The sequence below is a fragment of the Planctomycetota bacterium genome, assembly GCA_021414025.1.
Lineage (GTDB): Bacteria > Planctomycetota > Phycisphaerae > Phycisphaerales > SM1A02 > SYAC01.
The window spans coordinates 275795-289547 of record JAIOPG010000005.1 but is presented as its reverse complement, the minus strand read 5'-3'; the positions used below and the strand labels follow the sequence as shown (position 1 = coordinate 289547).

Below are 13753 nucleotides of genomic sequence, written 5' to 3'. Positions count from 1 at the left end.
CAGTCTTTCGGAGCGGATGCGCGGCAGCGTTACACTCGCTCCATGCCGGCGATCCATCGCATCGAGGTGCGCCCCAAACCCGAAATGGTTGATGTGCGCGGCTCGTCGCTGCTGAGGCGCGTCGCGGCCGAGGCCGGTGCGGCGCCCACCGCGGTGCGTTCGGCCCAGATCTACCTGGTCGAGGGCGACCTGAATCCAAGCGAGGTGGAAGTGATCGGCGGGCAGCTGCTCGCGGACCCGGTGACGCAATGCTCGTTCGCGGGCTCATCCGCCATTCCCAAAGCGGGCTGCACCATCGAGGTGCATCCGCTGCCGGGCGTGACTGATCCTGCGGCGGAGAGCGTGGAGATCGCGGTGGAGCGCCTGATTGGAAAGGCCGTGCGGGTCCGGACCGGCGACCGGTGGGATTTCGACGGGGTGGACGAGGCCCGCGGCCGTCAGGTGGCCGAGAAATTCCTGGCCAACAGCGTGGTGCAGGCCGTGCACGCCAAGCCCTACCGGCCGGATCATTTTCCCGCAGGGAGTTCGCGGCCGGTCGTGGCGCAGGACATTCCCTTGCGCGATCTCTCCGACGGTGACCTTGACCGGCTGAGCCGCAGCGGACATCTCTTCCTGGACCTCGAGGAGATGAAGGCCATCCAGGCGCACTACCGCACGCTTGGCCGCGAACCGCGGGAGATCGAGCTTGAGACGCTGGCCCAGACCTGGAGCGAGCATTGCGTGCACAAAACGCTCAAGAGCCGCGTGCGCTACCGGGAGAGTTCACTGATTGCGGGAACGCCCAGCCTGCTGCCGCGGGCGGCGCGAATGGCTGGCCACACCGCCGACGGGGCGGATTCGATGGTCGTCGACAACCTGCTCAAACACACCGTTGCGGCGGCCACCCACGCGATGATGGACGCCTCGAAACCCGGCGCCATCGACTGGTGTCTGAGCGTCTTCGTCGACAACGCCGGCGTGATCGCCTTCGACGAGAAGCACGCGCTCTGCATGAAAGTGGAGACCCACAACCATCCCAGCGCCATCGAGCCTTACGGCGGCGCGGCGACGGGCATCGGCGGCTGCATCCGCGACGTCATGGGCACGGGGCTCGCGGCCAAACCGATCGCTTGCACGGATGTGTTCTGTGTGGCGCCTCCGGAAGCGAAGGTGCCGCGGGGCTGCCTGCCGCCCGACCGGGTGCTGCGCCAGGTGGTGGCGGGGGTGCGCGACTATGGCAATCGCATGGGCATTCCCACGGTCAACGGCGGCGTGTGGTTCGATCCGCGCTACGTGGGCAATCCGCTGGTGTACTGCGGGGTCGTGGGCCTGCTGCCGCGCGACCTGGTGCGCGGCCAGGTGGAGGCGGGTGACCGAATCATCGCGCTGGGCGGTAGGACGGGACGCGACGGAATTCACGGGGCGACCTTCTCCAGCGCCGAGCTCACCGATTCCCACGCCGACGAGTTCGGCCACGCGGTCCAGATCGGCAACGCGATCACGCAGAAGAAGACCCTTGATGCGATCCTGGCGGCGCGGGACGCGGCGAAAAGGCCGCTCTTCCATGCGATCACCGATTGCGGCGCCGGCGGCTTCTCCAGCGCCGTGGGCGAAATGGGCAAGTCCATCGGTGCCGAAGTGCATCTGGACCATGCGCCGCTGAAATACGACGGATTGACGCCGACCGAGGTGTGGATCAGCGAGGCGCAGGAGCGCATGGTGCTGGCGGTTCCTGCAGCCAATCTTGCCTCGCTGCAGCGGCTCTGCGACGACCATGGCGTGCTCCTGTGCGACCTGGGCTCGTTTGGAACGCCCGATGGCGAGCTGATCCTGATGTGGAAGGGCGAGGAGATGGGTCGCCTCTCGATGGAGTTCCTTGAGGAGGGGCTTCCCAAACCGGTGCGCGAGGCGGTCTGGGATGGAGCGTGGCATCAGCGCTACGAGCCGGCGGCGGCGCATGCGCTCAAGCACGGTGCCGGCCTGGCCGAATCGCTCGGCGCACTGCTGGCGCATGGCAACATTGCAAGCAAGGCGTGGATCATCCGTCAGTACGACCATGAGGTGCAGGGGACCAGTGTCATCAAACCGCTGGTTGGCAAACGCGGCGCACCTGGCGATGCGGCGGTGCTGCAGCCGCTTCCCGATTCGCCGCGCGGAGTGGCGATCGCCAACGGCCTCGCCACGGGATTGGCGGCGGATCCCTACCTCATGACGCTCGCGGCCATCGATGAGTGCGTGCGCAACCTGGTCTGCGTCGGCACCGATCCGGAGAAGATCGCCATCCTGGACAACTTCTGCTGGCCATCCTGCAAGGACCCGCGCCACATGGGAAGCCTGGTGCGCGCGTCGGAGGCGTGCCTGGACGGGGCGCTGGCCTATCGCACGCCATTCATCAGCGGCAAGGATTCCCTCAACAATCAATTCCAGACCGAGGAGGGCGAGACGATCCACATTCCGCCCACCATGCTGGTCTCGGGGCTGGGGATTGTTCAGCGAGTGGACCGGGCTGTCACGATGGACGCAAAAAAGGCCGGAAACAAGCTGATTCTTGTGGGCGTGACCGATGCCCGAATGGGCGGATCGCACCGGTGCATGCTGGGTGATGTCGCCGGCGCGAACCTGGAATTGCCGGTGGTCGATCTGGAGAAGGGACCGCGGATCGCCCGCGCCGTCGCCGCGTGCATCGCCTCCGGACGTGTGGCTTCGGCGCACGACGCCAGCGAAGGCGGCCTGCTGGTGGCCTCGGCCGAGATGGCCTTCGGAGGCGATCTCGGATTGACGCTGGATCTCGACGCCGTTCCCTGCGCAACCACGGTTCCGCTCGAGGCCCGCGCCTTCGCCGAGACGCCAAGCCGCTACCTGCTCGAAGTGGCGCCGGAAGATGTTGCCGCAATTTCCAAGCTGCTGGGCACACTTGTGCACGCCGTCGTGGGCGAGTTTGATTCGAGCGGCGGGCTCAGGGCGGGCGGCGAAAGTATCTCCGTGAAGTCGCTGCGGGATTCGTGGGAGAGCGCCGGAAAGAGCTGGTCGACATGAGGCCCTGCAAGGCACTGGTGATCACCGCGCCGGGCATCAACTGCGACCTCGAGTTGTCGCAGGCCTTCGCCGCGGCCGGAGCGCAACCCGAAAGCGTCCTGCTCTCGCGCCTGATGCGCCAGCCAAGCCTGGTCGACGACTATGCGCTGATCGGATTGCCGGGTGGTTTCAGCTATGGCGACGATGTCGCCGCGGGACGGATCATGGCCGTGCTGATGCGCAGAGAGATGTATCCAGCGCTCTCCGCCGCAGTCGCCCGGGGCGTTCCCATGATCTGCCCCTGCAATGGTTTTCAGATCGCCGTGCAGGCGGGGTTGCTGCCGGGCCCGCAGGGCAACCGATGGCCGACCCGGTCGGCGGTCCCCACCGTCGCGCTGGCGACCAATATCGGCGAGCGCTTCAACGACGCGTGGACCCACGTGGAGATTCCCGCCAACACCCGGTGCGTCTGGACGAGGGGGCTCGCCCCTCGCGCCGATTGCGATCTGCTGCCCAGCGCCCATGGCGAGGGGCGCTTCATGACGGACCCCGCGACGCTCGAATCGCTGGAGAAGAACGGACAAGTCGCGCTGCGCTACGCGGCAAGCGAGAATTTCAATGGAAGCCTCAACGCCATCGCCGGCATCTGCGATCCCAGCGGCCTGGTGCTGGGTCTGATGCCGCACCCCGAGCGCTTCACCCGCTGGACGCAGCACCCCTGGTGGACCCGGCTGTCGGCCGAGGTCCGAAGCGGGGACACGCTGGGGCTCTCCATTTTCAAGAACGCCGTCGCCCACGTCGATCGAAACGAGCCCCACGTCGCGGCGGTAGGCCATCATCCGCCGCTCCATCACAACAGTCGATGAGCTCGCCGAAGCAAATCTCGCAGCTCTGCATGCGTTGCGGATATCAGCTGGTCGGGCCGCCCATGCCGACGCGCTGCCCGGAGTGCGGCTATCCGGTGGTCTATCAAAGCCGGTGGCGCGAAGGGGAGCTGCACCGGTCCGGACCGACCATCGTCTGGCCGATCGCGCGGCGCTTCGCCTTCGTGGCGGTGATGCTGGGGGCGTCGATCGCGCTCGCATTTGTTTTCTACTGGGATGCGCTGCGCCAGATCAAGCTGGTTTCCTTCTCGACGGCGCGCTGGCTCTTCCTTCCCTTCCTGATCCTGGCGCCGATTGCCTCGATGCTCTGGCTCAAACCGATCAACGGACCGGGCTCCGACACCTGGGGCCTGCACCGGCAGGCGGCGCTGCGCAGTTGGTGGCCCTTCTTCGGATTCTGGTTCTGGCCCGTCGCGCTCTGCGTCATCGAGGATCTGCGCATTCAAAGCACTCAAACCAACAATCCAACTCCCTCCCTCTGGTTCCAGGCCGCAACCTGGCTGCTCGTGCCCGCGCTCGCCGGATGGACGCTGGTCCTTTTTCAAGTCGCGCGGGTCTCGCTCTACCTGCGCAACGAGCTGCTGCACCGCCTCTGGATGGGCTGGGCGTGGACGGCGCCGATCGCGATGATCGTGGCGCTGTGCGTGGGCTGGGGCAAGGGTGATTTTCAGATCGTCGCGGATTTCCTCTGGCTCTTCACCTGGGTCGCCATGGTGCTGAGCCTGCTGCTTGGGGCGCTCACAGCGTGGGATCTGGCCCACTGCCTGACGCACTGCTACGACACGGTGGCGCGCGAAGAGCGCCTGGCGAAACAGAATGCCGAGCGATATACGACGCCGAAATGACTATCCTCGGCGGCAGCCATGAGCACGAAAACGCTTCGTTACGGTGTTGTTGGCGCGGGCCGGATGGGTCGGCACCACATCCGCCTGGGCACCCAGGTCGAGGGGATCGAGCTGGTCGGAATCGTCGACCGCGAGGTCTCGCGGCGCGGCGAAATGACCGAGACCTACGGCGGCAAGGGCTTCGCGACGGTCGAGGAACTGGTCAAGCATGGCGTGGATTGCGTGGTCATTGCCACGCCCACCATCCACCACCGCGCCGCCGCCGAGGCGCTGCTGGCCGCGGGTGTGCACTGTTTGATTGAGAAGCCGCTGGCCCCCAGCGTGAGCGAGGCGCGAGTGATCGCCGACGCCGCCGCCAAGAGCGGGGCCGTGCTCCAGGTGGGCCATGTCGTCCGCTACGACCCCGTCATGGTCGCCATCCGGCAGCTTGCGCTGGGCATGCCGCGCTTCATCGAGATCGACCGGATCAGTCCCATGACCTTCCGCAGCGTCGATGTGGGCGTGGTGCTGGACATGATGATCCACGACCTGGACCTGCTGCTGATGCTGCTGGAGCGCGAGCCCTCCGAGGTTCACGCCAGCGCCGTGAGCGTGCTGGGCGACAGCGAGGATGTCTGCAATGCGCGACTGACCTTCCCGCCCGGACCTGACGGCCACCGCTGCGTGGCCAACGTCACGGCGAGCCGCCTGGCGCTCAAGACCGAGCGAAAGATTCGCCTGATCGGCGCTGACGCCTACATGAGCGCCGACTTCGTCGAGCGCAAGGGAACCGTGGTCCGCAAGACCGCCAACCAGGAGAAGCTCGCCTCAGTCAAGAAGAGCCTGAAGGAGGGCGAGGATCTGAGCAGCGTGAACTGGCTGGACCTGGTCTCGGTCGAGCCGCTGGACGTGAAGGCGGGGGAGCCGCTGAAACTGCAGCTGCTGGATTTCATCGACGCCATCCGCACCGGGCGCAAACCCTTCGTGGACGCTGAAGCCGGATTCGCCGCGGTCCGCACCGCCGAGCGCATCGTGGCGGCGGCGAAGTCCCTTGATGCCGCGAGCGTTGTGTAGACCATGAGAGTCGGATCGCACCGAAGCGCGGCTGGCGGAGTTGCGAACGCGGTTCGCGAGGCTGTGGAGCGCGGCCTTGACTGCGTGCAGCTCTTCACCTCAAATCAGCGTCAGTGGCGGCCGCGCCAGCCTTCCAAGGAGGAATGCGCGGAGTGGCTCGAGGCGCTGAAGGCCGCCGGCTGGAGCGATCCTGAGGATCATCGCGTGGTGAGCCACAACAGCTACCTGGTGAATCTCGCCAGCCCCTCGGCGGAGGCTCGTAAACGGTCAATCGCCCTGCAGCGCAGCGAGCTGGAGCGCTGCGAGATGCTGGGCATCCGCCTTTGCGTGATGCATCCCGGCGCGCATCTGGGCGAGAAGCGCTCGCCCAAGGACAAGAACGACTTGAGCAAGGAACCCACCGGGGAGGAAATGGGGGGCCTGAAGCGCCTTTCCGCAAGCCTGGACCAGATCCACAAGGAACTGCCCGGCTACAAGGTGGTGACATGCCTGGAGAACACGGTGGGAGCGGGCACGACGCTGGGATACAACTTCAACCAGCTGGCGGCGGCGCGCAGCTTGGTCAAGGAGCATCAGCGGATCGCCTACTGCATCGACACCTGCCACGCCGTCGCCGCGGGCTATTGCATGGACACGGCCAGGGCCGCCGGGGAAACCCTCAAGCGCATTGACGAACACCTCACGGTGGAGCGGGTCATGGCCTTCCACGCCAACGACTCGCTCTTTCCCTGCGGTAGCCGCAAGGATCGCCACGCTCACATCCTGGAAGGCGAGTGCGGCGAAGCCTGCTTCAAGAGCCTGGCGTCGGTCAAGGCGTGGCGCAACGTGCCCGTGATTCTCGAGACTCCCAAGGAGGGTTCCTTCAAGGGTCGCGACTGGGATGTCGAGAATGCGGATCGATTGCGCCGGCTCTGGGGTGTGAAGACAGCGGCGGCCAAAGGCGCAGTGAAGAAACTGGCGAAGTCGAAAGCGAAGACCATCCTCGCGCTTCTGCTGCTGGCGCCGCTGCTCATGCTCAATGTGGGATGCAAGACCAAGACGCTCGAGCAGATCCGCGGCGAGACTCCGATCGAGAGCGCTCCCGCGGTGAGCGGACCCGCCGCCCCCAATGTCCGCGAGGCGGCCCAGCTTTCGCAGGCGAACCAGTTGATGCAATCGGGCGACTACGACAACGCCCTGGCCGCCTTCCAGGAAATTCTGCAGGAAAATCCCAAACTTCCCGACGCCTGGGTCGGCGTCGGCCAGGTGCAGGCCCTCAAGCAGGACTGGACGCAGTCGGAGAGCGCCTTCGCCAACGCCGCGGACTTCGACTCGAGCAACTTCGACGCGCAGTTCGGCCGCGGCAAGGCGCTGCAGGTGCTCAACAAGCTGGTCGACGCGATCCGCGCCTATCACCGGGCGCTGCTCATCCGGCCCGAGGACTTCGACGCCAACCTGAACATGGCCACCGCCTACCTGCAGCTCGACGAGAGCAAGAGCGCTGTGGTCTACGCCGAGAAGGCGGTGAAGCTGAAGCCGGACTCCGGTGTGGCCCGCATCAATCTTGGCGTGGCCTATGAGCAATCCGGCAAGCACGAGTGGGCGATCCAGCAGTACGAGATGGCCGCGGAGCTGATGGAGCCGACGCCGCAGCTGCTCACCAATCTCCTCAACGCCTATGCCAAGAGCAAGCGCTACCGCGAGGCTGTCAACGCCGCGCTGCTGCTGGTCAAGCTGGCGCCGACGGCCAACAGCTATGAGCGGCTGGGTTGGGCCTACTTCCGTGTGGGGGACTACGAGAAGAGCGTGCGCAGCTACCGCGAGGCGGTGCGCATCGATCCCAAGCACTGGCCGGCGTGGAACGGCGTGGGGGTCAATCTGCTCAACGCCTGGGTGGTCGGCGGCAAGAAGAACACGGCAACACAGGGCGACGCCAAGGCGGCCTTCGAGCGCTCGCTGCAGCAGAATCCCGAGCAACCGAAGGTGCTCAAACTGATCAAGGTCTATGGTCTCTAGCCATGGCCCCGACCGCACCAACTGAAGTCGTCCGCGCCTCCATCGCCGCCGCGCGAAAGAACGAACTCCTTTCCGCGGCGAGGGTGGATGAGACCCTGAGCGCGATCTTTGGCGGGGAAGTTCCGCCGCCGCTGGTCGAGGAGTGGCTGCGACTGCTCTCGGGACATCTGCCGACCACCGCGGAAATCCTGGGCGGCGTCACCGCGCTGATTCGAGTCGGGAAGACCGTCCCCACCAATATCTCAAGCGAGCGCATTGTGGACACGGCGGGCACCGGCGGGGCGCCCAAGGTGCTCAACGTCAGCACGCTCGCGGCCCTGATCATCGCCGCGTGCAAAGGCGTGGTGGCCAAGCATGGCAACCGATCGCGCACCGGCTTCGGCTCCTCCGAGACGCTCGCCGCGCTCGGGGTCAACATTGACGTGGCGCCGGAAGTCCAGGCAAAAATGCTGGAAGAGTGCGGTTTCTGCTTCTGCCTGGCTTCGAAGCATTATCCCGCCGCGCGCTTCGTGGCCGACGCCCGCAAGGCGATCGGAGCCCCGACGCTTCTCAACGCGATCGGTCCGCTGGTGAATCCGGCCGGCGCCTTGCGGCAGGTGGTCGGCGTCTGGTCGCGGGATCTTCTGGCGCCGGTAGCCGAAGTATTGGCCCGCTGCGGCGCGGTGAAGGCTTTTGTGGTCCACAGCGACGATGGCTTCGACGAGGTGAGCGTGAGCGCCAACACCCGCGCGGTCGAGGTGGTCCGGGGCCGCGTCCTGGGCGACGTGGTCTTCGAGCCGGAGCAGTTCGGAATTTCGCGGAGCAAGACCCAGCCGCGCGCCGTGGAGAATCTCGACGACGCCACAACGCTCTTTCGCAGGCTGGCTTCGGGGATCGACGGCGGTCCGGCGCTGGATTTGGTGCTGATCAACGCGGCGCTGGGATTGATGGTGGCCGACAAGGCGGGCGATCCGCGGGCTGCGGGGGCCCTGGCGGCGGATGCGATCCAGTCGGGCCGCGTGAATTCGCTGCTGGAGCGGGTCATCACGCTTTCAAACCAATAATTCCGGGGAAAATCAGCCGACATCGAAGGTGCGTCGGCGGCGCCTCGCCATGCTTGGCCGATGCGCAATGGAATCTTCGGACTGCTGGTCGCCATCGTCCTGACGGCCGCCGTTTCAATGGGACTCTCGATGCAGCCGGGTGCGGTCGCCGAGTGGATCATCGATTTTCTGATCGCGGCGTCGGTGGTGCTTGCACTTGTCGCGATGATTTTCAAGAGCAGGGAAGCCTTTGTTGCTTCGTTCCTCGCCCTGGCGTGCATCGGCGCGGCGTGGGGGGGACACGCGGCGACGCGGGAATCCCGCGGCAATGCGCGCGCGGCGGTCGGCGCGGAACCCGTGCTGGTTCGCTTCCAGGCCACGCTCGAGGAGCCGTTCAGGCAGCCTGATCCGCCCGAAGATGACCTGCTGGATCGATTTCAAAATGCGGCCGACCCGCCGCGACATCGCGCGCCGGCCACTCTTGATCACTTTCGCTCCGGTGATGTGGTGATTCCATGCTCCGGCACGGTCTCACTGACGATTGACGGCGAAGGTGCGGACTTTGCGGCCGGAGATGTTGTTGCCGGCGTCGGATGGATGCGCGGAATCGGTGCCCCGAGCAATCCCGGCGAGCCGGATTTTCGCGTGCGGGCCTTCCGCGACGATCGCTGCGGGAGCATCTCGGTCGTCGGTGTTCCGGAATTGGTTTCGAAGGCGACCGAGTCCAGTCATCCCTTCCTGAAGTGGCGAAGCCTGGCATGTGAGTGGGTCGATCGCAACTTGATCGCCTCAATGACCGCTACGGCACCGGCGAGAATCCGGACGCTTGTGGTCGCCATGACGACGGGCCGGCAGCTTCCGGGATACCGGCTGCTTCGACAAAGTTTTTCCGCCAGTGGGCTGAGTCACTTCCTGGCGATCAGCGGATTCAACGTGGCGGTGCTCTTCGGCGCGGTCTGGGTGATCATGGAATTCATCCGGGTTCCCTGGCTGATCCGGGGATGGATCCTGGCGACGACGGCGCTGCTGTTTCTATTTGTCGTGGATGTGGAGACCTCCGTGCTGAGGGCGGGAATCGCCGGAGTTCTCGCAGGCGTGTCGGTCGCCTGCGACCGTGGGTGGCGCGCCGACGGCCTGCTCGCCACCGCCGCGATCTTCACGCTGGCCGGCGATCCGTGGGCCGCGTGGAATCCCGGGTTTCAGCTGAGCTACGGCGCCGTGCTGGCGCTGCGCTATGGAAGCGGGCCGACACTGCAGTGGCTTGCACTTCCGTGGAAAGCGCTGCCTGGGCTTCCGCGAACGCCGGCTCCGGGCCCCGTGAAATCTCTCGCCACTGCACTTTCAGCCAGCGCCGCGGCGTGGCTGATGTCGACACCCATCACCGAATCCCATTTTGGAAGCGTGTCGCCCTGGGCGGCACCGGCGAGCACGGTGCTGGCTCCGCTGGCCGCGGTGATCACGGTGCTTTCGTCGCTGGCGTGCCTGGCCGGATCGATTCCCGGCGCCTCGATCCTGCTGGGCTGTCCGCTCTCGCTTTTTGCGTCGATCTTTCTGTGGCTCGCGGAAATGGTTGCGCGATTGCCATCGGCGAACTTCCGCGGCGGCCTCATTCCCTGGTGGTGGGCGGTCGCTGAGCTTGTCGCGCTGGCGGCGTGCTGGATGTGCCCGCTCGCGTCGATTCGTCGGATCGCGCTCCCTCTCTTCGCGTTCCTGCTGGTCACCGCAATGGTGTTTCCGCTGCCGGTGGTGAATGCGTCGCCACGGGGCTGGAAACTTCGGCTGATCACCATCTCGGTGGGCGATGGCAGCGCCCATGTGATCGAGACGCCAAGCTCGCGCGTGCTCTTCGACGCGGGCACGATTTCGCGGCACGCCGGCGGATCGATGGTGCTCGTGCCGGCGCTCAAGGCCCTGGGCTGCACGCATTTCGATGCGGTCATCATCTCGCACCCGCATCTGGACCACTTCTCGGCGCTGCCGGAGATCGCGGCGGAGATTCCCATCGACCGCGTCTACGCCACCGAGGCGTTCATCAAATACACCGGATCTCCATACGCCCCCGGCGTTCTGATCGACGCGATGCGCGAGCGCGGCGTGCGGGTCGAGACGCTTGTGGCCGGGAGCGGACTTGAATTTGACGGCTTTGCGTGGAGCGTGCTGCACCCCGCGGCCGGATATCAAAGCCGCATCGTGAACGATGGAAGCCTGGCATTCCGCATCCACCCGGCTGAAGATGAAGGCGACATGTCTTCAAAGTCATCGCCCTCCATGGCCTGGCTGACGCTGTTGGGGGATGCCCAGACCGAGGCGATCGCGAACCTTCTTGCCTCGCCGCAGTTCGGTCCGTCGCGCGTGATGGAGCTGCCACACCACGGAGCCTGGGCCGACGGCGTCGCTGAATTGATGGCGCGGTTGAACCCGGAGATGCTGGTGCAAAGCACGGGTCCGCAGCGCTTTCGCCATGACAAGATTGGCGCCGTGGTCGGTGCCCGACTGCGCGGCGTGACCTGTCGCGACGGCGCCCTGCGGGTCACCTGGTTCGGCGATGGCATCAAAGATCGGATTTTGCTGGAGCGCTGGCGGGGGAGCGGGTGGGAGGCGGTGACTCCGAGCATGAATCGGAAATGACGATGGCGTCGCCCAGTCGAAGGGCGCATCCAAAGGCGCCGCGCTTCGATTGATCGAGGCGGACCGTCAGCTCCTCGCCCTCGAAGGGCAGGCGAAGGTCGGTCGCGGCAAACTCCGGGGTCAGCGCCCCCTGCCAGAGAATCTTGCCGTTGCTTTCGATGGAGGCGTGACAACCGACCGCGCTTCCGAGCTGCGGCGGAATGGAGAGCGTCATCGACAGCGTGCCGCGTGTCTTGGGAAAGGAGAATTGAAAGGCGCCGGGGCCATGCAGGTCCAGCGGCGTGGCGTCGAAGGCCGTGGGAATGAAGGGCGACGAGATGGTGGGGGGCGAAAGCCTGGTCGCCGAGGCGTCTGCTTCGGGAATCGCCTTCCACGGGCAGTTTGCCAGCACCGTCATGGCATTGGAGTTCGGTGCGATCGCCAGCACGCTGGTCCAGGGCAGGACGACGCTCTCCATCTCCGCCACCGCGTGGGGCCGCCGGGCTCGGCACTGGTTCTGGTCATCGCTCCAGGAATCAACGTCGATTGCGCTTCCATCCGCGAGCCAGATCCGCCAGCCGCCAGCCGGCTTCGACTTCGACGCCAGCCGGATTTCCGCGATCCGGTCCATGGGAATGCGCATGACCTGCTTGCCGGGTTTCTCGCCCGGCGCAGGCGCCGGCGTGGCGACCTCGAGGCCGATCCCGGTGGCGACATCGACCGAGTCGATGAATCCCTCAAGCCGGTCGCTGTTGACGAGGATGATCATGTCCTTGGTCGAAACCAAGTCGCGCTTGCGGGTGAATGGTCCGATGGAGAGGGTCTGTTCCAGGTCAATGGGGACGGATTGCAGCGCGGCATTTCGCCACGAGGGCTTGAGGCCGCCCATCTCGAAGACGCCGGCGAGGCGCTGCCCGTCGATCATCATGTAATAGCTTTGAGCGCCCGACTTGCTGAAGAGGCCGGCCACCGAGCGCTGCTTCACCTTCGCGCCGCACCAGCCGGGCCAGGAGTCGCTGGGAGGAAGAGTCTTGACTTCGACGGGTGCCGCGGCGCCGCTCATGACCGGCTCGAAGAGAACGGGATCCGCAAAAGCGATGGCCCGCGTGGTCGGCGCCGTTGGGGCGGCTGGAGTGGTTGGTGTGTTTGGCGCCGATGGTGCGGCTGCCGCGATCGGTAGCGCCAGGCACATTGTGAAAAGATAGGGTGCGACGCCTTTCATTTCTGGAAGATCGGCAGGTAGCGCTTGGGCATCTGCAGCACGATCAGCGCCATCGACGTGCTGTAGGCCTGTCCGGCCTGGTAGTCGGTCCAGGCTCCGGTGTCAGACTGCTTGGAGATCATCTCGTCGCGGATGCGCGGCCACCAATTGGTCCACCGACTTCCGCCGGCGAGGTACATCGCCTGCACGGTGTAGTAGTGGCCGTAGAAGTAGTGCGCCTCGCCCGCGGGCCCGGCTCCGTCGGGATTGACCGTGGCCAGCAGGTAGTTCAGGCCGCGCTCAATGGAATCGTCGGAGTAGACGCCCGCGTAGTAGAGGCTGGCCACGCCCGCCGCGGTGCGCGGCCAGGCGCTCACGCCGACGGTGGTCATGTAGCGGAATCCGCCGTCCGGGTTCTGGCAGGAGCGGACATAGGCGATCGCCCGGTCGATGGTCTCCTTGGGGACCTTGATGCCGGCGTTGCGGGCACTGCGCAGTGCCATGACTTCGCAGATGGTCACGCTGATGTCCGCGTCGTAGGGGACGGGGTTGTAGCGCCAGCCGCCCTCCTCGTTCTGGCTGTTGACAATGAGTTCGACCGCGCGGGTCAGGGCGTCGCGCACCCGCGCGTCCTCGGGGTTCATGCCGTAGATCTCGCCCAGGAAAAGCGTGGCGAATCCATGGCCATACATCGGGCCGTGGCTGTTCTCGGCGGCGAGCAGGCCGGTTTCGGTGGCGCTGTTGAGCACGAACTCCAGGGCCTTGCGGACATTGTCGCCGTAGGCGCCGCGGCCGGGAAGATGGCCGTCGGACATGAAGGCCAGGGCGCAGAGCGCGGTGATGCCGGCGTGACGGGCGAAGCGACCGCGGCCGAAGGAACCATCGTCATTCTGCAGACTGGCCAGATAGCGGAGGCCGCGCTGCACGGACTCTTCCGCCGCGGGGGTGAACTCCGCTTCCATCGGCGTGTTCTGGGCGCTGGCGCCCACCTGGGAAGGTCGCTCCTTGTCGAGATCGATCGGTTCCACCGGCATGACCGGCGGTGCGGCGGGATCCGCTGCGGGCGCCTCTTGCGGATTTTTCGGCTCCGTTGCGGGCGCGGGTTTTTCCTGCGGATTTTTCTGCTCGGGCGCGGCCTGGTCTTTCGGCTCG

9 protein-coding genes are annotated in these 13753 nt (G+C 66.0%); 7 read left to right on the top strand and 2 right to left on the bottom strand.

Features of this window, described 5'->3' with window-relative positions; all coding sequences use genetic code 11:
* Positions 1–84: 84 nt before the first annotated feature.
* The 7 genes from K8R92_07460 to K8R92_07430 are packed head-to-tail and all read left to right on the top strand — an operon-like array spanning position 85 to position 11421.
* Positions 85–3015: a phosphoribosylformylglycinamidine synthase subunit PurL gene (locus K8R92_07460; protein MCE9619732.1), complete on the top strand. Its 2931-nt coding sequence runs from the start codon at positions 85–87 to the stop codon at positions 3013–3015.
* The gene (locus K8R92_07455) at positions 3012–3860 is read left to right on the top strand and encodes a phosphoribosylformylglycinamidine synthase subunit PurQ (GenBank protein MCE9619731.1); all 849 of its coding nucleotides are present in this window, start codon (positions 3012–3014) and stop codon (positions 3858–3860) included. Before K8R92_07460 ends, K8R92_07455 begins: the two co-directional genes overlap by 4 nt.
* 29 nt (positions 3861–3889) lie before the next feature.
* On the top strand, positions 3890–4723 hold the full coding sequence (locus tag K8R92_07450; protein ID MCE9619730.1) for a hypothetical protein: 834 nt from the start codon (positions 3890–3892) through the stop codon (positions 4721–4723).
* Between the two features lie 18 nt (positions 4724–4741).
* The gene (locus tag K8R92_07445; protein ID MCE9619729.1) at positions 4742–5776 is read left to right on the top strand and encodes a Gfo/Idh/MocA family oxidoreductase; all 1035 of its coding nucleotides are present in this window, start codon (positions 4742–4744) and stop codon (positions 5774–5776) included.
* A 3-nt stretch (positions 5777–5779) separates the two neighbouring features.
* The gene (locus K8R92_07440; protein MCE9619728.1) at positions 5780–7771 is read left to right on the top strand and encodes a deoxyribonuclease IV; all 1992 of its coding nucleotides are present in this window, start codon (positions 5780–5782) and stop codon (positions 7769–7771) included.
* A gap of 2 nt (positions 7772–7773) precedes the next feature.
* Positions 7774–8814 carry an anthranilate phosphoribosyltransferase gene (gene trpD, locus K8R92_07435; protein MCE9619727.1) on the top strand — a complete coding sequence of 347 codons (1041 nt, stop codon included), beginning with the start codon at positions 7774–7776 and terminating at the stop codon, positions 8812–8814.
* A gap of 60 nt (positions 8815–8874) precedes the next feature.
* On the top strand, positions 8875–11421 hold the full coding sequence (locus tag K8R92_07430) for a ComEC/Rec2 family competence protein (protein MCE9619726.1): 2547 nt from the start codon (positions 8875–8877) through the stop codon (positions 11419–11421).
* Here the strand turns inward: K8R92_07430 and K8R92_07425 are convergent.
* Positions 11345–12622 carry a hypothetical protein gene (locus K8R92_07425; GenBank protein ID MCE9619725.1) on the bottom strand — a complete coding sequence of 426 codons (1278 nt, stop codon included), beginning with the start codon at positions 12620–12622 and terminating at the stop codon, positions 11345–11347. The two genes, K8R92_07430 and K8R92_07425, sit on opposite strands and share 77 nt — an antisense overlap.
* Positions 12619–13635 (bottom strand): terpene cyclase/mutase family protein, encoded by a 1017-nt coding sequence (locus K8R92_07420; GenBank protein ID MCE9619724.1) that lies wholly within the window; start codon positions 13633–13635, stop codon positions 12619–12621. The genes K8R92_07425 and K8R92_07420 overlap by 4 nt, the downstream gene beginning before the upstream one ends.
* Positions 13636–13753: the final 118 nt, after the last annotated feature.